Annotated in this window: 19 protein-coding genes and 1 pseudogene; 1 reads left to right on the top strand and 19 read right to left on the bottom strand. The window is 43.7% G+C overall.

The genetic code is table 11. From position 1 onward, the window contains the following. Window positions 1-52: 52 nt before the first annotated feature. The 7 genes and pseudogenes from GXP67_RS01565 to GXP67_RS01595 all read right to left on the bottom strand — a co-directional run bounded on the left by GXP67_RS01565 (window position 53) and on the right by GXP67_RS01595 (window position 11,782). Window positions 53-790, bottom strand: a complete 738-nt coding sequence (locus GXP67_RS01565) for a (Fe-S)-binding protein (protein WP_162441541.1) — start codon at window positions 788-790, stop codon at window positions 53-55. An 18-nt stretch (window positions 791-808) separates the two neighbouring features. Continuing rightward, window positions 809-2,206, bottom strand: a complete 1,398-nt coding sequence (locus GXP67_RS01570; RefSeq protein WP_162441542.1) for an FGGY-family carbohydrate kinase — start codon at window positions 2,204-2,206, stop codon at window positions 809-811. A 119-nt stretch (window positions 2,207-2,325) separates the two neighbouring features. Further along, a complete protein-coding gene (locus GXP67_RS01575; RefSeq protein WP_162441543.1) occupies window positions 2,326-3,600 on the bottom strand; it encodes a sugar isomerase in 1,275 nt (424 codons plus the stop codon). 179 nt (window positions 3,601-3,779) lie between these two features. Next, window positions 3,780-5,900, bottom strand: coding sequence for a bifunctional aldolase/short-chain dehydrogenase (locus tag GXP67_RS01580; RefSeq protein WP_162441544.1), 2,121 nt, complete (start codon window positions 5,898-5,900; stop codon window positions 3,780-3,782). Between the two features lie 134 nt (window positions 5,901-6,034). Beyond that, a pseudogene (gene rhaT, locus GXP67_RS01585) lies at window positions 6,035-7,089 on the bottom strand (L-rhamnose/proton symporter RhaT). A 334-nt stretch (window positions 7,090-7,423) separates the two neighbouring features. Continuing rightward, window positions 7,424-8,335: an alpha/beta hydrolase gene (locus GXP67_RS01590; protein ID WP_232064867.1), complete on the bottom strand. Its 912-nt coding sequence runs from the start codon at window positions 8,333-8,335 to the stop codon at window positions 7,424-7,426. Between the two features lie 129 nt (window positions 8,336-8,464). Further along, entirely contained in the window at window positions 8,465-11,782 is a 3,318-nt protein-coding gene (locus tag GXP67_RS01595; RefSeq protein WP_394351998.1) for a glycosyl hydrolase, read from the bottom strand. A gap of 344 nt (window positions 11,783-12,126) precedes the next feature. Between GXP67_RS01595 and GXP67_RS01600 the strand changes: the two genes are divergently transcribed. Continuing rightward, the gene (locus GXP67_RS01600) at window positions 12,127-13,005 is read left to right on the top strand and encodes an AraC family transcriptional regulator (protein WP_162441546.1); all 879 of its coding nucleotides are present in this window, start codon (window positions 12,127-12,129) and stop codon (window positions 13,003-13,005) included. A 314-nt stretch (window positions 13,006-13,319) separates the two neighbouring features. Here the strand turns inward: GXP67_RS01600 and GXP67_RS01605 are convergent, their stop codons facing one another. The 12 genes from GXP67_RS01605 to GXP67_RS01660 form a co-directional block, all read right to left on the bottom strand. After that, complete coding sequence (locus tag GXP67_RS01605) at window positions 13,320-14,906, bottom strand: GDSL-type esterase/lipase family protein (RefSeq protein ID WP_162441547.1); 1,587 nt, start codon at window positions 14,904-14,906, stop codon at window positions 13,320-13,322. Window positions 14,907-14,999: 93 nt separating this feature from the next. Next, entirely contained in the window at window positions 15,000-16,730 is a 1,731-nt protein-coding gene (locus GXP67_RS01610; protein ID WP_162441548.1) for a GH35 family beta-galactosidase, read from the bottom strand. Between the two features lie 31 nt (window positions 16,731-16,761). Next, window positions 16,762-17,898, bottom strand: coding sequence for an FAD-dependent oxidoreductase (locus GXP67_RS01615; protein ID WP_162441549.1), 1,137 nt, complete (start codon window positions 17,896-17,898; stop codon window positions 16,762-16,764). 26 nt (window positions 17,899-17,924) lie between these two features. Beyond that, window positions 17,925-18,686: a cyclase family protein gene (locus GXP67_RS01620; RefSeq protein ID WP_162441550.1), complete on the bottom strand. Its 762-nt coding sequence runs from the start codon at window positions 18,684-18,686 to the stop codon at window positions 17,925-17,927. 67 nt (window positions 18,687-18,753) lie between these two features. Further along, window positions 18,754-19,050 (bottom strand): antibiotic biosynthesis monooxygenase family protein, encoded by a 297-nt coding sequence (locus GXP67_RS01625; protein WP_162441551.1) that lies wholly within the window; start codon window positions 19,048-19,050, stop codon window positions 18,754-18,756. A 12-nt stretch (window positions 19,051-19,062) separates the two neighbouring features. Next, the gene (locus GXP67_RS01630) at window positions 19,063-19,977 is read right to left on the bottom strand and encodes a fumarylacetoacetate hydrolase family protein (protein ID WP_162441552.1); all 915 of its coding nucleotides are present in this window, start codon (window positions 19,975-19,977) and stop codon (window positions 19,063-19,065) included. Between the two features lie 32 nt (window positions 19,978-20,009). Further along, window positions 20,010-21,230, bottom strand: coding sequence for an MFS transporter (locus GXP67_RS01635; RefSeq protein WP_162441553.1), 1,221 nt, complete (start codon window positions 21,228-21,230; stop codon window positions 20,010-20,012). A gap of 30 nt (window positions 21,231-21,260) precedes the next feature. Continuing rightward, the gene (locus GXP67_RS01640; RefSeq protein ID WP_197901626.1) at window positions 21,261-22,013 is read right to left on the bottom strand and encodes an SDR family NAD(P)-dependent oxidoreductase; all 753 of its coding nucleotides are present in this window, start codon (window positions 22,011-22,013) and stop codon (window positions 21,261-21,263) included. After that, window positions 22,010-23,314, bottom strand: coding sequence for a histidinol dehydrogenase (gene hisD, locus GXP67_RS01645; RefSeq protein WP_162441554.1), 1,305 nt, complete (start codon window positions 23,312-23,314; stop codon window positions 22,010-22,012). The genes GXP67_RS01640 and hisD overlap by 4 nt, the downstream gene beginning before the upstream one ends. Before the next feature lie 35 nt (window positions 23,315-23,349). Further along, window positions 23,350-24,453: an alpha/beta hydrolase family protein gene (locus GXP67_RS01650; protein WP_162441555.1), complete on the bottom strand. Its 1,104-nt coding sequence runs from the start codon at window positions 24,451-24,453 to the stop codon at window positions 23,350-23,352. A 33-nt stretch (window positions 24,454-24,486) separates the two neighbouring features. Then, a complete protein-coding gene (locus GXP67_RS01655) occupies window positions 24,487-25,479 on the bottom strand; it encodes a VOC family protein (RefSeq protein ID WP_162441556.1) in 993 nt (330 codons plus the stop codon). A 124-nt stretch (window positions 25,480-25,603) separates the two neighbouring features. Next, window positions 25,604-26,509 (bottom strand): helix-turn-helix domain-containing protein, encoded by a 906-nt coding sequence (locus tag GXP67_RS01660; RefSeq protein WP_232064868.1) that lies wholly within the window; start codon window positions 26,507-26,509, stop codon window positions 25,604-25,606. Window positions 26,510-26,525: the final 16 nt, after the last annotated feature.

The following is a 26,525-nucleotide window of genomic DNA, read 5'->3' on the forward strand; positions in this document are numbered from 1 at the left end:
GGTAGTTCATTGAAAACTAATTCTATTCTTAAATGTCAAACAAAGTTTTATTCTAAGAGTCTGCATTTAAAATCTCGGCAATATGCTTTACCTGAATGTTGCTTTTCTGCCGTCTTAAGATGCCTTCCATATGCATCAGGCAGCTCATATCAGCTCCGGTGATGTATTGTGCGCCATGTTCCACATGATCTTGTACTCTATCTTTTCCCATTTTGGCAGAAACCGCTTCTTCAAATACAGAAAATGTACCGCCAAAGCCGCAACATTCATCTTTCCTGTCCAGGGGAATGAGTTCGATTCCTTCCACCATGCGAAGTAATTGTTCCGGCTTTGAGAACGGGGCTGCTACCAGTTCGGTCATTTGGGAGAGATGTAAACCTCTTTCTCCATGGCAGCTCTGGTGTACACCTACTTTGTAAGGAAATTTAGCCTTCAATTTATCCACCTTCAACACATCCGTCAGGAATTCTGTAAGCTCATAAATTTGCTGGCGGATTCTGGCGGATTCCGGCTCGTTTTTCTGAGAATGCAAATGGTCTTTTATATGCAATACACAACTACCTGATGGGCAAACGATATGGGTGTATCCGGCAAAATTTTTAGTAAATAGCTCATCACAATCTTTGGTTAAAGAAGAATAACCTGAATTAGCCATCGGTTGTCCGCAACAGGTTTGTGCCAGGGGATACTCTACGTCACAGCCTAATTTCTCCAGTAATTCCAGGGTGGCAATTCCTACCTGCGGATAAAACTGATTGACATAACAAGGAATAAAAAGCGCTACTTTCATTGTATACAGTTTCAGTGTTTATTTCAGAACGCTATCTGTAGAAGATATTTTAGAGGAAGGTGAATATCGTTTCAATTCAATAATATCTCCGGGTATCGGTTGTGAATTCCAGGAAGAATGAATAGCCAGAGCAGCGCCCATGGCCGTAGCCTGTGCCATTGAAGCGGCGTAGACCTCTATCTCTGGAAAAGCATGGGCCAGTAAATGCATATAAATCGGATTTTTGCTAAAGCCCCCATCTACAAACAGTTTTTTCACCGGCGCTCCATTCAGCACCAGCTGCGTGGAGGTGATTTGCTGCGTAATAAGATCTGCAATCAACTGGTGATAGGCTTCCTCATAGCTATTAAAATCTGCCAGATTACGTTGCTGAAATATAGATTCACTCACCAAAGCAGTAGCCTTTGTTTCTCCAGCCGTTTGCTTTAACGGTCTATCTATGAGTAACTCCGGATTCAGGCCAACTGTTTTAAAATAATCAACTGGCTGCTTAAAATGGGAAGCCAGTCTTTTAATTTGCTGTTCATGTTCATTTCCTGCAAACAAGCGGGAAGATTTTACGGCCTTTCCCTGATAGGTCAGGTAACACAGGCAGTCTTGTTGTAATTCTGCGGCAGTAAGCAAGGTTTGATTAAAAGGATTCAGGCTAATGCACCAGGTGCCGGAAGAAATTAATACAAAGGGTTCATTGAAACTGGCCAGATACGGAATGAGTGCAGCAGAACTATCATGCAGACCCACACCCATTGGTAAATTTTTGTCATGAATAAGGGTAGGATAGCTTGCATCACCAGGATAAAAAGGAGCAAACTTTTCAGGCAAGCCTTCATCTTTCGCCCATTGATGATAATCGTTGGTGGAAAAATCCCATAACAAGGTATGGCAGCCTACACTGGTGATATCGGTGGCCGCCCGCTGCGACAACACAAAACTTATATACTGGGGTAAATGCAGGGTATATTTAATGCGTTTGAATGCCTCCGGCTGTTCATATTTGATGCGATATAACTGCAAGCCCGAATTTAAACTGCCCAATACCGGAGAAGCCGTTTCTTTGCTGAGCTGGATTTCGCCTCCATAGTTGTTATACAACTGATCGTGCAATGTTTTGGGAAAAGGTTTCAGGTAATTGTATAAGGGAGTAACCGGATTTCCATTTTCATCTATGTGTACCAATGAAGCCCCATATCCCGAAACATTGATCGCTTTTATATCAAATCCGGGTTTAGAAAGCACCTGTTGATAGGCACTCCTTATCCAATCGGTAAGTGCCTGCACATCTTCACATGGAAAACCTTCTTCATCTGTTATTTCCTGCAGCTGGGTACTATCTTCATAGACAAGCTGATATTTTTCATCAAAGAGGAATAATTTTTTGTTGGTTTTACCAATATCGAAAATCGCAATAACCTGCATAATGAAAAAATTGAAAATTGATAGTGGAAAATTGAAACGGTGAAATGGAAAATGAAATTTGAAATTATCAATGATATATTGTCAATTGTCAATTGTCAATTTTTAATTTTCCATTTACTTTACAATCCGGTGGCAACTGTTTTTAAACCCCGTTCTTTGATCAGATTCTCGCGAACTTTCAGGCTGCGGTATACTTGTAAGGGTTGTAAGGCGGCACCAGCCCGCAACCTGGCTTCGGCTACCAGTGGACGTACATCGGTGCGGTAAGCCTGTTGCAGAATTTCCTGCGCTTTTACTACATCGTTTGCTTCCCTGGCCGCTTCCAGTTCTTTAGTATCTACCAGCAAGGCTTGTGCATAGGCTATTTTTATGGCTTCTACGGATTGTAATAAATCTTCTAAGGGATCTTTGATATTATGGGAAGCATCAATCATCCAGCCGAGGTCCGATGCATGGGTCATGCCTCTGGCATTCATGCCTTCTACCAGTTCATTAAAGATCAGAAATAACTGATATGGATTAATGCTGCCTACCGTCAGGTCATCGTCGCCATACTTGGAATCGTTAAAATGGAACCCGCCTAATTTCCCATCCATCAACAGCAAAGCTACGATCTGCTCAATATTGGCATTAGGAAGATGATGCCCCAGATCTACCAGCGTATAGGCTTTAGGACCTAATTTCTGGACGTAATTCAGCGATTGTCCCCAGTCGCCTACGGTAGTGGAATAAAAGTTGGGTTCAAAGGCTTTGTATTCCACAAACATTTTCCAATTGTCTGGCAAGGCGGCATATACCTCTTTTAAACTCTCCAGCGTCCGTTCGAAGGCTTTGCGGAAATTGAGCTGACCAGGAAAAGAAGATCCATCCGATAACCAGACCGTTAATGATTCAGAACCTAATTCTATCCCATACTTAATTACTTCTATGTTGTGCTCTACCGCTTGTTTGCGTACGGTTTTGTCCGTATGCTGCATAGAGCCGAATTTATAGCTATGCGCCTGCCCAGGCTGATCCTGAAAAGTATTCGAGTTCATCGCATCGAAACGCAAGCCATGCTGTGCCGCTAAAGCCCGGATAGAGGCAGCATTCTGTGGAATGTCCCAGGGAATGTGCAGCGAAATCGCCCCACTCGAACCATTCAGGGCATGAAGCAGTCCTACGTCTTCGATTTTTTCTTCCAGGCTGCGAGGTTCGCCTCCCCCAGAAAACCGGCCAAACCTGGTTCCTCCGGTTCCTAATGCCCAGGAAGGAATAGCGATCTGAAAATCAATTAACTGCTGCAGAATACTATTCACATTTTTAATGTCAGCGGCCAGGGTTTCGAAGCGGCGCTGATGCTGTTGCAATTGTTGCTCGTTTAGATTTTCGAGCTTATATTTTTCGACTTGCATAGCAATAGTTTTTAGTAAATGGACAATTGAAAATGGATAATTAATTATAGCGCATCATTATTTGTGGCTGTGTGTTAGTTGCTGTTTGTTGGTATCAGGACTTTCGCTTAAAATGAAAGTCATACATTGATAATCAATTGCCTTTCAATTATCAATTTTCAATTCTCCATTCAAATGAATTATCTTACAAAAGCAGCAGCCACTCCTCCATCTACATTCAATATATTTCCTGTCGATTTATCGAGAAAACCACCTACAAAAGCATAGCAGGCATTGGCAATATCAGCAGGCAAAATGGCTTCATTCATCAGGGTACGCTTGGCATAATACGCAGGCAGTTCCTCCACCGTAATGCCATAAGCTTTTGCCCGTCCTTCTGCCCATCCACCGGCCCAGATATTGGAATCTGCAATCACCGCATCAGGATTTACGGTGTTCACCCGGATTTTATCCGGACCTAACTCAGCTGCCAGTAAACGGGTGAGATGTGCCTGGGCTGCTTTTGCCGAACCGTAGCCTGCATTATTGGGACCGGCTACTACAGAGTTTTTGGATACAATATTTATGATGTCGCCACCAAAACCTTGTTTACGCAATACTTTTACACCTGCTTTCGACACCAGAAACTGTCCTTTTACTAAAATATCATAGAGCTTGTCCCAGTCTTCAATGCTATGATCTACCAAAGGTTTTGATGTACTAATGCCAGCATTATTTACAATAATATCTACGCCACCAAAAGCCAGAGCGGCTTCGTCCAATGCTTTTTCAATCGTATCTTCTTTGGTTACATCCAGTAATGAAGCAGCCGCTGTATCCCGTCCATAGGTTTGCTGGAACTCAGCCATGGCACCCTGCATTCTTTCAGTATTGATATCATTAATGATCACACAAGCACCTTCGTCTGCAAATTTTTTGGCAATAGCTTTACCTATTCCTCCGGCACTCCCGGTAATTAATGCGATCCTTCCACTCAGTGGTTTGGGTTTGGGCATTCGCTGTAATTTGGCTTCTTCCAATAGCCAGTATTCAATGTTAAAAGCTTCCTGCCGGGGCAAAGAGGTATATTCGGAAATAGCTTCAGAGCCTCGCATCACATTGATGGCATTGATATAAAATTCAGCCGCTACCCTGGCAGTCTGTTTGTCTTTAGCGAAGGTGAACATACCTACTCCAGGATACAGATGCACCACCGGGTTGGCATCCCGGATAGCGGGACTATTCGGATGTTTGCATGTATTGTAATACTGCTGGTACATCTTGCGGTAGTCATCATACTGCGGCGCTAACTTTTCTTTTACGGCAGTGATATTTGATACATCTTCACCTGGCTGCAGATTCAGCACCAGCGGACTGATTTTCGTTCTCAGAAAATGATCCGGACAGGAAGTACCCATAGGTGCCAGCCGGTCGAGGTCTTTGGAATTAATATACTGGAGTACCCGCTCATCATCTGTAAAATGCCCGATCATTTTGGTCTGGCTGGAGCAAAAACCCCGGAGAATGGGTGCTAAGGCAGCGGCCTTCTGTAAACGTTCTTCTTTGGGCAATGACTCTATTCTGGCACCGCCAAATACTGGCCCTTTTTTGCCAAGATTATCTTCAATATACTGGGCACACCGCTCGATCACCTCCAGGGTATTGATATAACTTTCGTAAGCTGTATTTCCCCAGGTAAACAAGCCATGAGAACCAAGCATTATGCCTCGTATGCCAGGATTATCCCGCAGGCATTGCCGCAATTGCAACCCCAGGTCAAAGCCAGGTTTTTGCCACTGTACCCAGCCAATGGTTCCATTAAATAGTTCCTGTGTGATCTGCTTTCCATCTTTAGCAGCGGCAATGGCTATGGCTGCATCTGGATGCAAATGATCAATGTGTTTGAAAGGCAAAAATCCATGTAAGGGTGTGTCAATAGAAGGAGCCTTGGAGCTCAGATCGTAAATACAATGGTTGAACAGCTCTACCATCTCATCTTCATGTTCAATTCCCCGGTATTTGTATTCGAGGCTACGCAAACGGTCTACATATAATGCTGCCAGTCCACTCTTTTTCAGGGTTCCCAGATCACCTCCTGAACCCTTTACCCACATAATTTCTTTGAGTTCTCCGGTTAAGGGATCTTTTGCCATGGCTTTGCAGGAAGTATTTCCTCCGCCATAATTGGTAAGCCGTAGATCGGCACCCAGTAAATTGGAGCGGTAAATTAATAAGGCTACTTCATCTCCTTCCATAGCAGCTGCTTTTGCATCATCCCACAGATAGCTTACATGTTTAAATGTGTTTGTTGAAACAGACATAGATTTTAGTTTTAATGATTCTTAATATAATTACTAATTACGAATTACCAATTACGGATTGAATTGTGCATAAGCAATTACTCCTTTGCAAAAAGCTTTAATAGAATTTGTAATTCGTAATTGGTAATTCGTAATTACTCTAACGAGTTGCCGTAGCCGACAATAATAACAGAAGCTAAAATAAAGAGCAATCCTGCAACGAACAAACCCAATACTTTTTTCGGAACCCCTTTCCATTCTTTCAAAAACAAGCCCCACATATTGGAGATCAATATAATAAAAGCCATATGCAAAATCCAGGAAGAAGCGCCATTACCTAACTTACTTTCGCCCATGCCATAGAAGAAAAACTGTAAGTACCAAGTGGTTCCTGCCAGCGCTGAGAATAAATAATTGGCTGTAAGCGGTGTACGTTCATCGGTATAATCGGTATAGCTGCGGTTGCGGATGTTTAGGATCAGGCACCAGATAAAGTTGGTGGTAAGTCCGCCCCAGAGCAGCACAATATATATCACATTATTCTGAAACAGTGGATTATAGCCTTCTTTCACCGCTAAATCGGCCATGGGTTCTCCGGCTTCGATGCCATAATTAAAACAAGCGCTTAGTATACCAGAAATAATAGCAAAAGTTAACCCTTTCGTGAGATCGAATTCTTTGATGCTTTGCTGCTTCTGCTCGGCAGACAAACTTTTTTCCTTTTGATTGCCGGCTAAACCACAGATAGCAATGCCGGCCAGACAAACCACCACACCTAGTAATACCAGCTGTCCACCAGAACTGTTGATCATATCTGAGAAGGTAATTTTACCCTCCTGCGGTGCATAATTATAGTAAATGGATGGCAGCAGCGAACCAAAAGCAGCGGTAAGTCCAAGCAGAATAGAATTTCCCAGTGACATACCCAGGTAGCGGATACCCAGGCCATAGGTTAAGCCCCCAATACCCCATAATACCCCCAGAAATAGGTCCATCCTAAGGTAGCACTATCTGTCTGGCTAATGATAGAAGAAAATCCAGGAACGGTTAAAAAAGCAGCCAGTGGTGGTACGATCAGCCAGGAAAACAGGCCGCCTACAATCCAGTAGCTTTCCCAGGACCATTTTTTTACCTGTTTATAAGGCACATAAAAACTACCGGAAGCAAAGCCGCCAATCAAATGAAAAATTATTCCTGAGATAACTTGCACGTATATTGATTTAAGGTGATAGATTAAATATGTAGGCTTTCACTTTCCTTACTTGTTCTACGGCTCTGTTTTTCATTCCACTTAAACTACCTGAATGATTCCCTATTGCGCCGTCCTTACTTTCTTTGTCATTGTTACAAAGAAAGTAACAAAGAAAAATCTAGAATTCTCGAGGCGAGAGCCGAAGAGAACCAACATAGTTGTCAATGCTTCCCCACTCAAGCCTATGCCTTGCCCGCTGTTTTTTCGGGCCCTCACGCATGGAATTTTTATTTTATTAATCATTTTCTCTTTTTAGGATGTAATGCTTAAAATGCGCTTAGGGTAATAAAAATTATTTCATCCATCCATTCTTACCCATCCAGGCAAATAAAGGCTGCATCCATTCTTCTGTGGGCTGAGACAATACAAACCCATGATCACCTTTGGGATACAAATGCATTTCAGCGGGCACTTTATTTTTAATTAAAGCCTGGTAAAACTGAATGCTGTTTTCTACAGAAACAAGCTTATCATCGCCAGTATGCGTAAGCCAGGTAGGAGGCGTTTGTTCCGTTACCTGCTGTTCATTGGAGAATAGTTTGATTTGTTCGGCAGATGGATTGATACCCAGTAAAAGATCTCTGGAGCCTTTGTGCGTTAACTGGTCGGTAAAACTAATCACCGGGTATATCAACACAGCAAAATCAGGACGCAGGTTCATTGATTCTTTATTGGGAATATACGCTTTATTGAAATGCGTGGCGGCTGTAGCTGCCAGATGCCCGCCTGCTGAAAAACCCATAATACCAATCTTATTAACATCCAGGCTCCACTCTTTTGCCCGTTGGCGGACCAGCTTGATGGCTTGCTGGGCATCCTGCAAAGGGCCGATCGATTTATCCTTCATAATAGAATCAGAAGGCAAACGGTATTTGAGAACAAAAGCCGTAATGCCATGCTTAACAAACGTTTCAGCAATCACTTTCCCTTCCGGCACTGTCATTTCAACAGCATAACCCCCACCTGGACAAATAATTACAGCGCATCCATTCGCCGTTTGTGATGAGGGCAGATATACGGAAAGAGAGGGCTCAGAAACACTTCTTATGCCAGCTTTCATTTGTTTATATTCTACCGGCAACTCTTTCATTTTATACCCGGTAGAATTAGGTATAACTCCCTGGTATAATGGAATGATTTGCTGCGCCATTGCACTTATAGACACTAACAGAAACAGAATCATCAGCCGCAGGGTGTTCATCATATATTAGGTAATTTTCTTCTTATACTGAATTATGATAAGTATGTCTTACTTAAATTAAAATAATCAATTGATTCACAACATTATTACAGCAATTATTAACGAACAACAAACAACGATTTGGTATTACACTTATTTTAAAGAAGAAGCCTGTTTAGTTGATACCGCCTGACTGCTCAGGGATACTATTTTTACTGGCCCCATTAACCCGGAAGGCAACAGCTTAGCATCTGCCTGGTAGAAAGGCATGGTGGTATAGGTGATCTTTTTCTCTACGCCAGGTTGTGCATCGCCGATCAAGCGGTTTACCCACAGGTTGGTCACCTTGATTTCTACAGCATTTTGTCCCTTTTTTAAAGCATTGGTAATATCCAGGCGGAATGGCTTTTTCCAGAGAGTGCCGATACTTTTCCCATTTACTACTACTTCAGCCATATTCTTTACGTCGCCTAAGTCAATCACATAGCGGTTCTTCTTGTCGAGTCCGGAAAGGTTAAAAGTATTGGTATATGTAGCAGTTCCTGAAAAGTATTTGATGCCAGCATCAGCATTATCAGATAATGAGCTTAACTGTGTGAATGTTGCACTTTGTGGCGCTCCTCTCCCTTCCTGAAATTTAACAGTCCATGTTCCGTTAATCTGAGCAACGGATGCTTCTGTTACAGCTGGCTTGGTATAGGAGGTTAGGGTAGTATTTTCCTTGAAAACGATGAAATAGGCATCCCAGGATTCAAATTTAAGCGGTATATAAGTACGGCCATCCCTTATCTGATAGGATACCTTTTCTACGGCACCAGTTTGTGGATTCCATAATTCAGGCGCTTTGCCTGTTACCCGGAAACTGATTTCTGCCTCATTTACATTTTCGCTGCGGCTGTTGAGCCAATAGATGTCTCTGTCACTTGTATTCCGGTGTACATATAATATTTCTGCTTTGGGATTTTTAATGAGTACATCTTCTGCTACATTTACCGACTTTAACACTTCCCCTACAGATTTATTAGCCGATACATTCGGGTTGTTCCAGATTTCATTCACCAGGGTTGTAAACGCTGCCTGATTGTCGCTAAGGCTAGGCGATTTTTCTGGTTTAGTGCCGGTCACTTTAGCGCCAGCTTTTACCAAATCGCCTAATTTTTTCAGTACCGGCAAGGTCATCTGTCTGGCACTTTCATCCAGAACAAGCACACTATAGGCCATTCCGCCTGGCGTTACAATTTTGCCATTTTTCACCTCCAATACATTCAGCAGTGCAGTGGCATTCACAAAATCATATTCGTAGCCTGGAACCTCTGGCAGTTTTGTGTTAAATACAGAAGTGATATTCGTATTCTCTCCATAATAATACAGCACATCTGCTACCTGTTTACCTTGCTGCAATAAATAACAGCTCCGGCCCAGGTAATCCGTCCAGGCTTTGGCTTGTTCCGCCCAGGTTTCCTGGCGGCCAAAATACTGACCAAAAGGACCTAAAGAGAAACCAGGTTTTTTATCATCCAATGGCTGGTGTACAGAAGTATGGATCACAAACCGGTTCAGGCCGGAAGCCATTTCCATATCGGCGGTACGTTTTAGCTTTTCAGGGTGGAAAGAAAAACCATTTCCAACGGAGGTCATGGATTCGGCGGCTACAAAAGGTTTTCCATAAATATGGGCAACCGATGCAGATTCCCGGATGTCAGCTTTGCTGCGTACTTCCTCATCTGCCCCACCAGCCAGACTGCCGGGCGTCCACATGGCAGACATCGGTATATCGGCATTGCGTTTTACATCCATGCCATCAGCCAGGTAAATCCGTTTGTTTTCGTGAGATTCTGTATAACGTTTCATACCCCGTTGATGCAAGGCTTCACCAATCACATCGTAATGATTCTCTGCAATCAGTTCACCAATGGTTTTCCTAAAATCCCACAAAAACTTCTCGCTCTCTTCCACACTTTTTACCACCCGTCCGGTTAACACTGGTATCCAGGATTTGAGATCGTACCCCCGGCGTTTGGCAAACTCTTCAAGAAAAGCTTTGGTCCAGGTCATGTGGCCTGCTTCGTAACTATCGAGAACCATGTATTGTAATCCTTTTGCGCCCATTTGTCCGCCGGTAGCATCTTTGTACATGTCCAGATAGGTATTGATGTATTTTGTAACGGCTGCTTTGTCGAGTTTATCTACTTCCAAGCCGGTAGCTTCCGGAGACGCCGGATGATTCTGGCGGCCGGTTAATGAATAGCCCAAACGTATCACCACCCAGTTTCCGGCAGGCGCTTTCCAGTTCAGCGAACCATCGGGTTTTAGTTGAGCGGTTAAGTCCACCACATTTTCGCTTGGAATGGCATCAGCCTGGGCAGTGGCAGATATAGAACCTGTTTCTTTCCAGGGCGTAAAACCTGCTTTATCTTCGAACAGATGAATTCTGTCGGTGTTATGTAATACGATTTCAGCCACGTTCACCCCTTCAGGTTTCGGTGTTTCTGGTTTTGCTCCCATCATAGCTGCAAACATATTTGGCTGAGGGGGTAAAGTTTTAAAAGCGAACCGGAAATATTTCGCTGTAGTAGCTGGAATGCTCAATGTATTCTGCGGCACGATGCTTCCGGGAATAGTTGCCACTTCACGGAAATTAACGCCATCATTGCTCACTTTTAATGTCCTGTTTTCTGGCCCTCCATTAAATTCCTGCAAGGCCGTCTGGCTGGCTCCGGAAATGGAAAATGCTTTGAAGGTTTGTGGTTTGTCGAACTCATATTGAATCCACATATCCTGCCCTACTCCAACAGGGGGCAGAAAATTAGTTTTGACGATGTTCCCATCGGTTAATTGGGCCAGCATAAAGGTACCACCACTGGATGTTACTTTAGGATTGAATGAGGCTAGCGGTTTTTCATTGTCAGGCAACCGGTAGGCAATCACCAGCGCATCCTGGTAATAGGTAGGCAAAGGTTTAGTGGAACCTCCCATCAGGGAAGAATGTCCCATTTCTACCTGCTGAAAAGGACCGGTAGCCGATGGGGGCTGAGGTAATTTGCCGGTAAACGTTTTTCCACCGGTTACTCGCGTTTCTGACCATACATATTTTTTCATCCCATCCTGTGGTTCTACCCAGGGGCCACCTGTTACACTCCATCCGGGTGAGCCGGCAATGGCCATTTCGAGTTGTAGTTTCTGGGCTAAGTCGGTGGTATGTTTGAAGGCATCTTTCCATTCTGGTGTCATAAAGACAAGTTTCTTTGGGACTACCAAAGGCGTAAACAGGCTGGCATCAAAGTTTTGAAAACCGCCAATGCCACTGCGGTTCATCCATTCCAGGTCTTTGGTAATACCTTCCTTGGTGATATTGCCATTCATCCAGTGCCACCATACCCGGGGTTTGGCTGCATTAGGTACCGTAACAAACCCTGTATGTAAACTATCGCTTCCCAGACTTGTATTCTGGCAAAACGCTGCAGTTGACATTCCTATGGCAACCAGAAAGGCGGTGATTGTCTTCATGTTATAATTTATTTTAGTCACTTTCATAGAATCAATAAGCTAGTACCTGAGTTGAAATGATCGAAATGTATTCTTATCAATGCATTGGAAAACAGGACAGAGAAAAGCTAAGCGTTGTGTTTGGCAAGATACTTTCTCCATCAGTACTATTCAGTTCATTCCTCTCCTTTATATAATACCACTCGCTTCATCCATTTTGTTTAAATGACCAATGGAATTTTAAAACACTTTTAGCTTATTCAACAAATTTATTGTATTATTTTTGGGTTGATGTTATCTTTATTGAGATTTGTTTTACACTTTTTGATATGAAAACCTTCAGGCGTTATTTCAAATTTTCGGATGATAAGCTGGATAATAGCCTCAGTGTGGTCATTCATACGCTTGGGTATCATATACATCCGGCCAATACTTCCTACCCCGATGCAGGCCACCCGGAAAGCCATTACTTCGACTGGGAAAAAGGGAGAAGGCTGAAAGAATATCAGATCCTCTATATCTGTAAAGGAGAAGGTATTTTTGAAGCTACCGGTATGCCTCCTCAACTCATTGAAGCAGGCACAGTGATTTTACTATATCCTGGCATCTGGCATCGCTATAAGCCCATGCTCCAATCCGGCTGGGAGGAATACTGGGTGGGGTTTTCCGGCTCATTTGCCAAACATTTATTAGAACAGGAATGTTTTAATCCGCAAAATCCAATCATTAAAGTAGGTTTTAATTCGGAATTCCTGGCTACATTCGAACGCTTGCTGGATGTGGTAGAAATCCGGGATGAATCGTATCAAAAACTGGCTTCTTTTTTACTCATTCAACTGCTGGGCATTCTGTATTCTTCGGTATTGCTTTCCAACCAGAAGTTTTCAAGAAAAGAAAAAGTAGTAGGCGATATCAAAAAAGAGATCAACGACAGCTGGCAGAAGGATATAGATTTTGAACAACTGGCCAACAAAAATGGCGTGAGTTATGCCTGGCTACGAAAAACGTTTAAAGAAGTAACTGGTACCTCTCTGAATCAATATCACTTGTCCATTAAGCTCAGAAACGCCGAACAATTGATCTATGAATCTGACAGCACCTTATCTGAAATCGCCTATACCTGCGGCTTTGAATCGGTTCAATATTTTTCCAGAATCTATAAGTCCAAAATGAATATCAACCCCAGTGATTTACGGAAAGGAAGCTAACCTACAAGATTTATTAATACTAAAATAAAACACAGATTGCCTTTTTGTTAATCACAGCTTTTGCAGGAGGCACCTTATATGTAATTACGAATGACTAATTACCAATTACAAATTGTAGATCGATACTCTCATTAGTAATTAGTAATTGATTAAGGCCTCTCCGGCCCAGGAGGAGATAAGCTTCTTCGCAAAATATCAGTATTGGAAAGCAAATTAATTTTGATACTGGTATAAATTTCATATTTCTATGTTTTCAAATATGCCTTATCAGACCGCAGAAAACAACCGAAACAACACTTATCTTATATATTGCTCTACTTGCGTTTCAGAGCTTCTGCAATGGCTTTTTCTGCCAGAGGTTCCATCACTTTATATCCGGCCAGAGTTGGATGCACCCCATCATAGGTCAGTTCTTTTTTCAAGCCTTTTTGATTATCTACCATGGCAGAAAAATAATCCAGGTAAACGATATTATTCCTGGTCGCATAGTCTTTAATCATGTTGTTGAGCTTCACTACTTTTTCTGCGGGTTCTAATCCGGGGCGCCAGGGAAAATCGTAGGCCGGAAGCACGGAACTGAGGACGACTTTTATATGATTAACTTTTGCCAGTTCCGCCATAGAAACAATATTGCCGAAAGTCTGCTCTAATGTCATCGGGCCTGTATTCTGGGCAATGTCGTTGATGCCTGCCAGAATCACCACCACCGCTGGTTTGAGGTCTATTACATCTGGCCGGAAGCGAAGGAGCATTTGTGGCGTTGTTTGGCCGCTGATCCCCCGGTCAAGGTATGGCCGGCCGGCAAAAAAGCTACTATCGGCCCTTTTCCATCCTTCGGTGATGGAGTTGCCCATAAATACCACCCGCTTCTCTCCTGCTGCCACTGCTGTTAAGGCTTTGTTTTCAGTTTCATATTTTTTGAAATAGGCCCAGTCGTTGCGTACTCTCTCTTCTGCTGCTTTTCTCCGTTCCATCACTTGTTTGAGCGTAACCTGCGATGTAGTGCCAGATGGTTTCTCTGGCCACAATAAGCCTTGTAATTCCAGCCATTCGCCAAAACGGTCTATCCATGAATCCACAGGTAAATCTTGTTTGCGCATGCCAAACCCATGTCCACCTTTCTCATACATATGCAATTCTGCTATTTTCTTTGCCCCGATCCAGGCGTTGTATAAATTAGTGCTATGGGAAGCCATACCCAGCTGGTCGTCGGTGGAGGCACAGATAAAAAGCGGCGGTGCATCTGCAGGAATGGTCTGGTTCTTTAATGCATTCATGTAGGCATAAATAGGGGCTGCAAAATTAGGGCGGTTAGCGGAAGTGGAATTAAACACCGTACCCATCGTAACCGTGCCGCCTGCTGAAAAGCCCATAATGCCAATCCGTTTGGGATTCACGCCATAGTCATCTGCATGCGAACGAACGTACTCTATTGCTTTTAATCCATCCGCTATAGCCAATTCAACAACCGGGGCATTTATCTCATCCAGTTTCTTAAAATCTCTCATTTTAGGCGCTAGTTCTGCCACCGGATCATCGGTGAGGCTGCGTACCAGACGGTATTTTAATACAAAGGCAGCCACTCCTTTAGAATTCAGCCATTTGGCTACCTGAATGCCTTCGCTTTCGATGGAGAGGATATGAAAAGCGCCGCCTGGCGCTACAATAACGGCGGTACCATTCGCTGTGGCGGCTGGCGGTAAATAAGCTGTGAGTGTAGGCTGCGATACATTGTATACTAATTTCGACTGGTAGGGCTGATGAAATAGCTCTTTCTCCTGCCATGTCCAGCTTTCAGAACCGGGTGCTTTGCCAGGATATAAGGGGATAACTTTTTGCTGTGCCTGTATATCTGTTAATACCCAATTTAACAGCAAACACAAGAGAATGAGTGGTCGCATACCAATGTTCATTTTTAGATGGAAATACAATGTACAGAGGTTCTGATAAACCGGAAACCAACCATGAAAAAATATTCTTTGGAAAGATTTTTCCTAGTAACTGTAGAATTTTATACGCACAATGCTATACTCATCTGTAGGATTTTTCTGGAAACGTAATGAGCCGACCTTTGTATTTTTAGGAGCAACTACGCCAATACCGCCACCGCCGGTGCCTTCATCTCCATTTAGCCGCCTGGTAGTTACCCATTTGCCTTTTACAAATTTTCCCTCTTCCAGAAATTCTACGTCCACTTGCGGTTTTTGAGGATCTGGGTTTTGGGGAGTAAAGGTAAGTTCATACTCTTTTCCAACGGCAATAAATTCATCCGGACCGGTAGCGAAAATCAATCCTCCGGCCAGAACAGGTCTTTTGGCAACAGATGCAGCCGCAGGTCCACCCCTGGGTACTACCAGGTCAGCTTTTACAGTATAGCCATTCAACTGGAAGGTTTGCGATTTATCTGTTGAATCTACAAAGATACCCGCCATCGTTCCTTTGCCCTGATGCTGTAAAACCAAGTCCTGTACCTGGGAGATTGCGGCAAATGTTTTGGTGAAAGGATCTTCTTCAGCAGTAGTGCCGTCAATTCCAAACGGAGCCACACATAGAGCATCATGGGTTCCATAGATCCAGAATGCAAGATTGGCTGGTTCAATTCCTTGCCTGATTTCGGGAATAAAAACCGGATTACCCGGACGGTGGTATTGCTCTACTAAATGATAAACGCCCCGTTTGGGTCCATATACATTAGGCGTAATAAAATCAATAGCTGGTGCATTTGCCCGCCAGATATCCAGTACATGCGGCACCGGGCCACCACTGGGATATTTGCCGGGAACACCGGTAAATCCAGGTGCTTTGGGCCAGGCATTCACAAACATCGGTATAGGATAGGCTTCTTTTCCGGCTGCCGCCAGTTGTCCTACGAATTTGGTGTAATGGTAGGTAGAAAACATTTCTTCCGGGAAATAAGAAAAAACTTTTGGGTTCTTATCATCCATTATACTTTTGCCAAAAACATCCTCCCAGCTTCCGGAGGTTTTGGAGCCGTTTGCCTTCCAGATACTGTCCAGTTCAGGTTGTAATTTCCCTGTATTGGCTGCAAAATACTGCATCAGGTCGGCAGGCACACCCTGGCTATATGCCTTTTTTGCGGCATCGCTGTACTCACGGGGCTCATAAAATAAACCTACTTCATTTTCCACCTGCGCCATAATCACTGTCTGGTATTTTTCATCTACCTGACGGATGTGCTGCATGAGCGCTTTGAATGCCTTCGCATCAGCTTTCAGGTTGGCTTCGGAAAATACAGATAATACCGGAAGAGATTCACCCTTGCTATTCTTAGCTCTTGGATATGTATCTGTATTGGTTTTTATCCAGGATGGAACATAGGTAGAATAGGTAGTTTTAAAGGCACCGAACCAAAGAATACCCAGATGCAGGTTTTGTTTTCTTGCCCCATAAATCATACTATCCACCAAGGTGAAATCAAACTTACCTTCCTGTGGCTCCATCAGTTCCCAATATACAGGCACCAACACTGTATTCAGATTTTTCTGCTTCATCTGCAACCAGATGGGCCGCATGGAAGCTGTTGTTGAAACGCTTGAGTTATGTATCTCGCCACCTAATGCTAAAAATGGTTTGTCTTTCACGATCAACTGTATGGCATTTCCCTTTTTCTCCAGGTGAGGCGGTTTAAATTGCTGGGAAAATCCTTTTACACAAGCGAATAACAGAATGATAAATAGACAATAAACTTTCAATGGCTTCAACATGTATTTTTTCAGGTTTCAGGATATACATTATTTAAATAGGTGCCATCATATTCGCTAGGGTACGTCCCATCAATGCGCCTATATTGGCATCCGGAACCGGAGTGCCTTTCCACTCCATTTGTTCCCATTCGCCTATGGTTTTGGATACATTTACAATCATTTTGCACCTGTCGAAACGCCGTTCCATAAATGCAGACAATACCTCAGAAACCGCTCCTTCTTTTTGCAACTCTTCTGCCAGTACGACGGCATCTTCAATGGCCAGGGATGCCCCTTGTCCTAATTGAGGAAGGGTGGCATGGGCTGCATCGCCAATAATTACTACCCGGTTCTGATACCAGGGATCAGGCAGCAGAAGCCACTCTAAAGGCCGGTATACAATATCTTTGGGATCTTGAATTCTATTGATAATATCTGTTACCAGAGGCGTTGTGTATTCACTTAAATGCTCTTTGAGCTTACTCACCATCTGGTCTTCCGAAATTTTTGGACGGTCTCCTTCGGCTGTTACGCAAAGCAGGTACATCGAATTTTTAGTCATGGGCACCAGTCCGGCTTTCGATTTTTTGCCGAAAATCATAAAGCCATTGTCTACTTCTGCCGGACGTTCTGTCGTAAAACGCCACACCGACTGGCCTGTATACTGCGATTTTATCTGGTCACCAAAAATCAGGCTTCTGACTTTGGAATGCAGACCATCTGCTCCTATCACTAAATCATAACTCCCTGATGTATTATCGGAAAAAGTAACATGGGCGGCATCAGACTGGTTGTCAATATGAGTGACCGTAGTTCCCATCCGTATATGTATTCCTTTCAACCGGGCGGCTTCCAGCAAAATATGATGCAGCCGGTTACGGGGAATCCCATTATTGCCCGGAAACCGGCCTAAAGGTAGTGTGGAAGCGGTGGTGAACCTGTGTCCATTGGAAGCACACATATGAAACGTATTGAATGCGTATCCCTCTTCCAGGCATTGATCTGCCACTCCTATCTGATCCAGAGCACGTAGGGCATTGGACGGCTGAATAATACCTACGCCATATACTTTATACTCCGGCTGGTATTCTATAATTTCAGCCTGAATACCTGCCTGTTGTAAGGCAATGCCGGCAGATAGCCCACCAATTCCACCCCCTACAATGAGTACATTTTTTACGGAAGACATACGCGAGAATTTAAGATCATAGAAGGTTAACTTTCAAAAATGGCTACTGCTCTGGTCCATCCGGCACTGCCTCCTTTGATTTTAGCAGGAAAACAGGCTACTTTAAAACCGAATGGCGGTAACTGATCCAGATTTGCTAGTTTTTCTATCTGGCAATACTCTTTTTCGCGGCCTACATAATGTGCCGCCCATATCACACCCGGACGGGGATTTTGCAGATAGTCTTGTGCCTGTAAGTAGAGTGGGATATCCCAGCCCCAGCCATCAGTACCCATTACTTTAATGCCCTGATCAATGAGCCAGTGGGTGGCTTCAGCAGAAACGCCTACATGAATTTTTACAAAGTCTTCATTATAGATTCGCTTGTCTGCATCACAGCGGATCAGCACAATATCAAAGGGTTTCAGTGTATAGTTGATGGCAGCTAACTTTTCTTTCAGGTCGTTAGTAGTAATGCTGTACCCATCTGGTTTATTGGTATAATCAAGCACAACGCCATCAGAGAAAAACCATTCTAAGGGAAGCTGTTCAATGGTGCGGGAAGGTTTTCCATCACAGGTTGGGAAATAGTGCCAGGGGGCGTCGACATGTGTTCCGGCATGTCCGGTAACGGTAATAAATTCCCCTGCCGGGCCATTCCCATCAATAAATGCATCTGCCGGAAGTCCGTTAAACAATTTAGATCCCATTTTTCGTGCGCCTTCTTTATGATCTTCATAGGTAATGCTGGTAGGCAGCGGCTCTTTTATTTCCGGAGAAATGGTAACGGAAAGGTCGATTATTTTCATTTGGGGTTTGTTTAATGTTGTGATTAGTAAGCTTTTGAAATTTGATCATTGACCTTCCTGGCCATCCCTACATTTCAAACTTTAATTCATAGTGTTGTACCACAGGAGCCTTGTCAAAAAAAGGCCCGATCAATGCCCGCCATTCTTTGAATAAGTCCGATTCCCGAAAGCCTTTGGTATGATCTTCTAGGGTTTCCCAGCGGATCAATAAAACATAGCGGTTATGCTGTTCCAGGCACTTTTGAAACTGATGGCCTATGTATCCTTTCGATTTGCTGATGACAAATTGTGCCTGTTGCAGACTCTGTTCAAATTCAGCATTGGTTCCTTCTTTAATGTCAATGGTGGCTAGTTCTAAAATCATGGGTTAATAGAGTTAAATGACTGAGTTGCGTAATATACCAATTCCTTCAATTTCAAACTCTACTACATCACCTGGTTCCAGAAAGCGGTAGGCTTCGCCGTTGGTTTCGATCAGGCTGCCAAAACCCACCGTACCAGAACCGATAATATCTCCAGGATACAGGTTTACTCCATTTTCAGAGGCACGTTCGATCATCTGTCCAAACGTGTAATAGATGGTTTTGAAATTGCCATCACAAATTAGCTGGCCATTGATTTTGGAAGTCATGCGAATATCAAAGCGGTTATCTGGGGTGCGGTATTTATCCATTTCATCTCTGGTGATGATATAGGGACCAAGGGCATTGGCAAAATCCTTTCCTTTCGCAGGTCCTAAATGACACTTCATTTCCTTATTCTGGATGGCACGGGCCGTCCAGTCGTTAAAAATAGTATACCCGAAAATATAGTCTTCCGCTTCTTCCGCTTTAATGTCTTTTCCTTTTTTGCCGATAATACAACCCATCTCCAGTTCATAATCCAGTCTGGTTTCTTTGGGAGGCCGGGGAATACTTTCTTCCGGGCCAAAAATCTGCTGGTGATTGGTAAAATAGAAAATGGGCATTTCGTACCATTCCTGGGCGATCTGGTGGCCAAACTTGGCAGACGCATTTTTCAAATGTTGCTCGAATGATATAAAATCACGAAAGCTGCGGGGATTGGGAAGCGGTGCAAGCAGGGTAACTTCTTCAAGGGTATAAGTGGGTTTTGCATTCAGTAAGCCTGTTTGCTGAATAAGCGCAACATATTCTTCATGCTTGTCAATAAAACCCAGCATATCGGCAGGCAATTTCCCATGGCTGGCAAGGTTCATATCTATTACACCTCCATCTTGCAACCAACCGGCTCTTGCTTGTCCTTCTTTATTTTTAAATGTGATCAGTTTCATTCGACTAAGTCTATAAGTTGTATTGATTTTGGTTAAGCAGTTGCCAGTTTGGTAGCATTCACCTTAAGTGGTGCTGTTTCTATCAGTAATAATCCTATCAAACCTGCCGTGATAGCAGCGCTAGCGGCAATCAGAAAAGGAGCATGCATCCCAAATGTATCTGCAGACCATCCGGCAATAGCTGGTGCAGCAAAACCTCCCACTAATTCACCAATGCCCATCACAAAACCCATCGTTTGCGCCAGGTATTGCCTGGGCACTGTTTCAGAAGGGATGGTGGCAAGCACAACAGGAAAACAACCCATGGTAGAGGCTCCTGCTAAAATCAAGGGTGCTAGGCTGCCAAATGTTTCACCCAGGTATACCACAGCCAAGGGCATAATCATGCTGAGCAGAAAGAAAAATATAACCACCGGTTTTCTCCCCAGCTTGTCTGACAAGGCTGGAACGATGGCTCCCCATATGATGGAAGCAAGGCCAAATATGGCCATGGATTTACCCATATCTTCTTCCGAAAAAAGCTTTTCAGTGATTAAGTATTTCGGCAGAAAGGTAATTTGCGAAAACATCCATGTCATCATGCAGCAACTGAGTAAAATAGCTACCCAAACATTGCGATACTTCAGCAAATCAGTAATGCTTGCTTTTTGTTTGAGTTCAGTTACTGTTTTAGTTGTTGGCTCTTTAATGAAGAAATAACAGAGTGCAGCTAAGATCAATCCTGGAATTCCAGCAATAAAAAAAGCGTTCCGCCAGCCAAAACTGGTCGCCAGGGCTACTAATACCAAGGGTGCCAGCATCGTTCCCAGCAGGTTACTGCCAAAACTTTGCATAAAGCCCATATTAAATCCCCTGCGCTTTTCAGTGGAAGCACCTACCATAATCGATTGCGCCAATGGCAGCACCGGGCCTTCTGCTAACCCCATAATGATACGGGCTACTAGTAAAAAAGCAAATGAAGCCGCTAACCCAGAGATGAAGGAACACAGCGAAAAAATGACTACCGATATCACTAAATATTTTATTCGTTTGCCGGTAGCATCTGATAAGGTTCCGATCACATACCCGGAAATAGCCCATGCCAGGGCAAGTAACGAAGCCAGAAGTCCGATCTGGGTATTATTCAAACCAAGTTCCTTGTCGAAAAAAGGCACCAGAAAGTTGAGTGCCATCCGGTCAAATAACACAAAGCCGAACGTGAAGCTCAGGAGCAGGAGCAGTTTGTTTTCGTAACTAAAAAGAGTGGAACGCATATAGTTAGAAAATAAGTTTACTAGTTTGTATCACTTTTTGGCTAATGGCCTTCCTCCATCCACTGGAATTATCGCCCCAGTTGTAAAAGTTAAAGTTGTGGCAAGTGCATATACCGCATTCGCTACATCTTGCGGGGTGGCCAGCCGGTTCAGCGGCGTTGCATCCAGCTGGCTTTGCAAATAAGCCGGATCAATATGTTTGGTATATTCCCCCAGCACCCAGCCTGGCGAAACAGAAACCACCCGGATAACCGGTGCCAAAGCCCTGGCCAGTGAACGGGTCATGGAATCCATGGCGGCTTTGGAGGCACAATACGCTACATTACTGCCAATACCAGTGATGCCAGCTACCGAAGAAATATTCACCACTAATCCATCTTCGCTGTTGACTAATAATTGCTTACATGCCCGGATCATCGAAAAAGCACCTCGCCAGTTGACCATAAAAATGTTGTCTATCCACTCATCAGTTAATTCCTCCAACCGATCATGTGCAACTGGCGTTGTGATGCCTGCATTGTTTACCAGTATATCAAGCTTGCCATATTTCTTTTCAATATATATTGCTAATTCTTTCAGTGCCTGGCTATCCTGCACAGGCGCATAAAAAATACTATGGTTATCTCCAGCCAGTTCATGTAGTAAGTGTTCTCCCTTTTCAGGGTTACTGTTATACGTGATAATGACCGATGACCCTGCCTCCGCTAATTGCCTGCAAATGGCAGAGCCAATACTTCCTGCCCCACCAGTTACCAGCGCTATTTTTCCTGTCAGGGCTTTCATTTATTTCCCATTAATTCAGCTTCTTTTTTGCCATGCCGTTTTACCCGTAAATCTGCTTGTGCCTGATGTGCTGAGAAATTTTCGATGGCGCATAACCTGGAACAATACTCACCAATCATGGCACTGGCCTCGGCAGTACGTACTTCCTGATAGGTACACGTTTTCAAGAATTTTCCGACCCATAAACCTCCGGTATACCTGGCTGCTTCTTTGGTAGGTAAGGTGTGATTGGTGCCAATCACTTTATCACCATAGGCCACATTGGTTTTATCGCCTAAAAACAAGGCACCGTAATTGGTCATCTTCTCAAGAAAATAGCGGGGATTTTCGGTAAGCACTTCCACATGCTCACTGGCAATGCGGTCACCTTCGGAAACGAGTTCCTCTACCGTATCTACAACAATCACCTGTCCATAATCCCGCCAGGAAACACTGGCAATATCAGCCGTTGGTAAAGTCTGCAACTGTCTTTCGATCTCTTTCAGTGTGGCATGCGCGAGTTCTTCACTGGTAGTTAATAAAATGGCAGGTGTGGTAGGTCCATGTTCTGCCTGTCCTAACAGATCGGTCGCACAGGTTTCCGCATCGGCTGTATGGTCGGCAATGACCAGTACTTCCGTAGGTCCGGCAAACAAATCTATTCCTACCTTGCCATACAATTGACGTTTGGCCTCGGCTACATAGGCATTTCCCGGGCCAACCAGCATATCTACCGGCTTAATTGTTTCGGTGCCCAGGGCCATTGCAGCAACCGCTTGTACACCTCCCAGTATATAAATCTCATCGGCACCTGCCATATGCATAGCAGCCACGGTGGAAGCCGGAATTTCTCCATGAATAGGTGGTGTGCAGGCAATCACCCGTTGAACACCAGCCACCTTTGCCGTTAACACACTCATATGGGCAGAGGCTACCATGGGATATCGGCCACCCGGCACATAACAACCCACACTGTTTACCGGAATATTTTTATGGCCGAGAATAACACCAGGCAAGGTTTCTACTTCAATATCTTTAATGGATTCCCGTTGTTTCTGAGCGAAATTGCGGATCTGAGTCTGGGCAAATTTGATGTCTTCAATCACCTGCTGAGGCAAACCGGCTATTATATTTTCTACCTGTTCCCCGGATAATTTAAAGCTCTCCGGTGACCATTTGTCTAAGCGGCCAGATAATTCACGAACGGCAACATCACCTTTTTCGCCTACCTCCTTGAGCATACTTTCTACAGTCGCCCGCACCTTCAAATCGGCTTCTTTGGATTCAGCGTAAGTAATGCCTTTTTTTATTATTCGTACCATAACCTTAAATAAGTGATTGGAGATTGTTATTTGCTTTACAATACCGTTTGCAACCAATCGAACATCGGATTGATTTTATTGAAATTATCAATATGGCAATGGGATGAACCGGTACTCTCTTTGGGAACAATGTTGATATGCTTCTCGCATTGAAGGGCATCGTATAACTTATAGGCATTCTCAACGAAATTCTGCTTGTCGTCTTCGCCATGTGAGATAAAAGCCGGCATACTGATTTTATCAGCGACTCCTTCCAGGGTAAAATTCTTGAGTTTCTCCCGGGCTTCTGTCATGTTGGCAGAACCGGTGATGTGCATCATGATGCTGGCTAGTGGATGATTATCCGGGCGGTTTTTCCAGATATCGTAATAACTCCAGACAGCCCCCCAGATACAACAGACCTTAAAACGTTTCTCAAAAGCAGCTGCTCTGGCCGCCATATAGCCACCCATCGAAACAGCAATAATTCCGATACGCTTAGGGTCAACCGGCAAGTTGGCTACTGCCCAGTCAAAGGCAGCGGTGGCAGGTACTTCATAATCGTAACGGGTGAGCATATGACGCAGGCGCAATGATGCGCCCTGGCCGGGTCCATCGAGCATTAATAGCGAAATGCCTCTTTCTTGCATCTTCTGCCAAGGACCGAAATACAGTTCTTCTGCGGTGGAATCCAGGCCTCCAAACATGATCATCAGGGGTTGATTTTCTTTGGCATTGGCTGGCTGTAAAAAGTAGCCGGTTATTTCGGAGCCTTCAAATGGAATACTGACAAATCTGGGAGGATTAGGTAATTGATAGGCTCCTTTTTGAAAAGCTTCGGTGGCTTTTAAATAGCCTGGTACTTTTCGCGGGTCATCTGGTTTTAAGAAAAACTCGGATGTTCTTAAATAATTAGAAGCCCGTAGATATGCCTGCCTGGCAGTAATAGAATATCCTTTTGCGGTAGCTTCCTCAGCCATTTGCAAAGCCTGATTTCCGGCAAACGCCCAGCCTTTATTAAAACTTTCAAAATCGCCGGGCGTAATTTTGCTGGCTGCTTCAATACATTCGTTAAACTCCCCTCCCCCAAAATGACTTTGCGTCAGTATCCGGTTGAGCTGATACGAGAACATATAGTGATCAGGATAGAAATGCCACATGGTGATTTCGGATTTGATTTTAAAAGCTATGCGTTATACATCTTGTGGTTTTACCACTCCTTCTGTCAAACCTAGTTTTTTGCCTTTTCCCATTTCAGCGAAAGGATTGGCGTGTCCCCAGGCATCATTAGGGTTATCTTTCAGATAATGAAGATCCGGCCCATGGTCAGGCGCAAATATCAGCCTGGCTCCGGCATAAAACTCAAATAAATATCCACTACCAGGATCAATGACGTAGATGAAGAAGCCTTCATCGGCTTTATGACGGGTAGGTGCACCCATTACGCTTTTAAACCCTTTTTCTGCGAAATAATCCAGGGCAAGCAGTACTTCTTCCCGGCTATCGAAGTTGAAAGCAATGTGATTAAGTACTGCTTCGTTTGGCTCTATATTTGGATCAGTAAATACAGCAATATCATGCGAAAGATTGCCGATGGTCCATAAGCCGCCGACAGCAGGGATCTCATCGGAGATACGTACTTCATCTGGATTTTTCAGTCCTAAACCTTTCCAGAATGCCTTTTCCTCCACATATTTGAATTTAGCTACCATATAGGTAATATGGTCAAAACGACGGGGATTCACCCCCATGCGGCGATTTGATGCGTACCGGTCAGCATAGATACTTTTCTTCTCCCCCTTTTCTCTTAACCAGACTACCTCCCAGAATACTTCATGAATATGTCCATCTGGTGACTTGAAACGATAGGCTTTGCCATGTCCTAGATCACCATCTACCCAGCCTAAGCCTGCACCAATACCTTCTAAGTACGCCACACAATCTTCCAACGCTTCCGAGCTATCAGCCCGCCAGCCTAAATGTCCCATGCCTTGTGTATCACGTTTGGTGATTTTTAAAGTATGGTGAAAATAGTCACCCCATGCCCGGAAATACACAGAATTTTCATCCCGGCCAGTTTCGTCAAGACCTACGACCTGGGTAAAAAAGTGTACCGACTCTTCCAGTTTGGGACTGTAGATTTCAATATGTGCCAGCTGGGATAAATAATGCGGATTTCTTGCCATGAGTATATAATGGAGATGACTAGTATATGACCAGAGAGTTAGCAATTTCTGGTGTAATAGATATACAAAAGTAATAGCAGAATTATGCAATATTTAGTCAGAATTATGCTATTTATAGTCAAAATCAATCCAACACCCGGTATTGTTTGGGAGTAAAGCCTGTTTTAAGTTTAAAAAATTTACCAAAACTGCTCTGATCTTCTTTACCAATTTTGTACGCAATCTCACTGATATTCAGATCAGACTGTTTCAACAGTACTTTGGCTTCCAGCAGAAGCATTTCATCCAGGAGATCATGAGCCGATTGACCGGTAGCCGCTTTTACACATTTATTGAGGTGATTGGGCGTAATATTGAGTATATCTGCATAGTCGGATACCTTTTGTTTGGCGTAAATATGCTGGGTGAGGGCATTTTTATAGAGCTGCGAAATCCTGAGGGCGGCGTTTTCAGTGATGGTTTCTTCAGGCCGAACATATCGTTTGAGCTCTGTAAACAAGGTCAGCAGATAGAGAACAACCAGATCAAGTTTGTCGGTACGCTTGTGTTTGAATTCATTTTCCAGGCGGTTTAAAATGTTGAGTACAGGTTCCATCGCTTCCGCTGAAATCTGCACCAAAGGATGGCTATTAAATTGTAAAAAAGGAAATTCTTTGGATATATCCGGCTGAACCAGACTTGTTTTGAGCATATCCTGATCAAAATGGCAATAAAAACCTTGGATATCTTCACTCATAAAGGTATCAGTACTGATCTGGTAGGCAGGCAGGAAAAAGAAGGTATAGGCTGAAAATTCATAGGAATTCAGCCCTTTATTCCTTCTCATGGTACCTTGCGTGAGAAAAATAAAATCCAGGACTGTTTTGCGGTGGGGAAGCAAGGGAAATTGCATGTACTTCCGGAAATCTTCTATCCGGTTGATATGAAACAAGTTACCTGACTGCCCCTGCATCAGTACCCTTTCCGGGTTAACAAACAACTGTTTACCTAGTTGCACAGGATTTAATGTAGGAACTTGCTTCTTTTCCAAGGTTAATTCATTCGAT

Origin of the sequence: Rhodocytophaga rosea (assembly GCF_010119975.1) — a bacterium.
In the GTDB taxonomy this organism is placed as follows: domain Bacteria; phylum Bacteroidota; class Bacteroidia; order Cytophagales; family 172606-1; genus Rhodocytophaga; species Rhodocytophaga rosea.

Excerpts from the sequence above, each read along its gene's own strand:
- GXP67_RS01565 (WP_162441541.1), bottom strand. The coding sequence starts at position 790 with ATGAAAGTAGCGCTTTTTATTCCTTGTTATGTCAATCAGTTTTATCCG.
- GXP67_RS01570 (WP_162441542.1), bottom strand. The coding sequence starts at position 2,206 with ATGCAGGTTATTGCGATTTTCGATATTGGTAAAACCAACAAAAAATTA.
- GXP67_RS01575 (WP_162441543.1), bottom strand. The coding sequence starts at position 3,600 with ATGCAAGTCGAAAAATATAAGCTCGAAAATCTAAACGAGCAACAATTG.
- GXP67_RS01580 (WP_162441544.1), bottom strand. The coding sequence starts at position 5,900 with ATGTCTGTTTCAACAAACACATTTAAACATGTAAGCTATCTGTGGGAT.
- GXP67_RS01590 (WP_232064867.1), bottom strand. The coding sequence starts at position 8,335 with ATGATGAACACCCTGCGGCTGATGATTCTGTTTCTGTTAGTGTCTATA.
- GXP67_RS01595 (WP_394351998.1), bottom strand. The coding sequence starts at position 11,782 with ATGTCAACTGCAGCGTTTTGCCAGAATACAAGTCTGGGAAGCGATAGT.
- GXP67_RS01600 (WP_162441546.1), top strand. The coding sequence starts at position 12,127 with ATGAAAACCTTCAGGCGTTATTTCAAATTTTCGGATGATAAGCTGGAT.
- GXP67_RS01605 (WP_162441547.1), bottom strand. The coding sequence starts at position 14,906 with ATGCGACCACTCATTCTCTTGTGTTTGCTGTTAAATTGGGTATTAACA.
- GXP67_RS01610 (WP_162441548.1), bottom strand. The coding sequence starts at position 16,730 with ATGTTGAAGCCATTGAAAGTTTATTGTCTATTTATCATTCTGTTATTC.
- GXP67_RS01615 (WP_162441549.1), bottom strand. The coding sequence starts at position 17,898 with ATGTCTTCCGTAAAAAATGTACTCATTGTAGGGGGTGGAATTGGTGGG.
- GXP67_RS01620 (WP_162441550.1), bottom strand. The coding sequence starts at position 18,686 with ATGAAAATAATCGACCTTTCCGTTACCATTTCTCCGGAAATAAAAGAG.
- GXP67_RS01625 (WP_162441551.1), bottom strand. The coding sequence starts at position 19,050 with ATGATTTTAGAACTAGCCACCATTGACATTAAAGAAGGAACCAATGCT.
- GXP67_RS01630 (WP_162441552.1), bottom strand. The coding sequence starts at position 19,977 with ATGAAACTGATCACATTTAAAAATAAAGAAGGACAAGCAAGAGCCGGT.
- GXP67_RS01635 (WP_162441553.1), bottom strand. The coding sequence starts at position 21,230 with ATGCGTTCCACTCTTTTTAGTTACGAAAACAAACTGCTCCTGCTCCTG.
- GXP67_RS01640 (WP_197901626.1), bottom strand. The coding sequence starts at position 22,013 with ATGAAAGCCCTGACAGGAAAAATAGCGCTGGTAACTGGTGGGGCAGGA.
- hisD (WP_162441554.1), bottom strand. The coding sequence starts at position 23,314 with ATGGTACGAATAATAAAAAAAGGCATTACTTACGCTGAATCCAAAGAA.
- GXP67_RS01650 (WP_162441555.1), bottom strand. The coding sequence starts at position 24,453 with ATGTGGCATTTCTATCCTGATCACTATATGTTCTCGTATCAGCTCAAC.
- GXP67_RS01655 (WP_162441556.1), bottom strand. The coding sequence starts at position 25,479 with ATGGCAAGAAATCCGCATTATTTATCCCAGCTGGCACATATTGAAATC.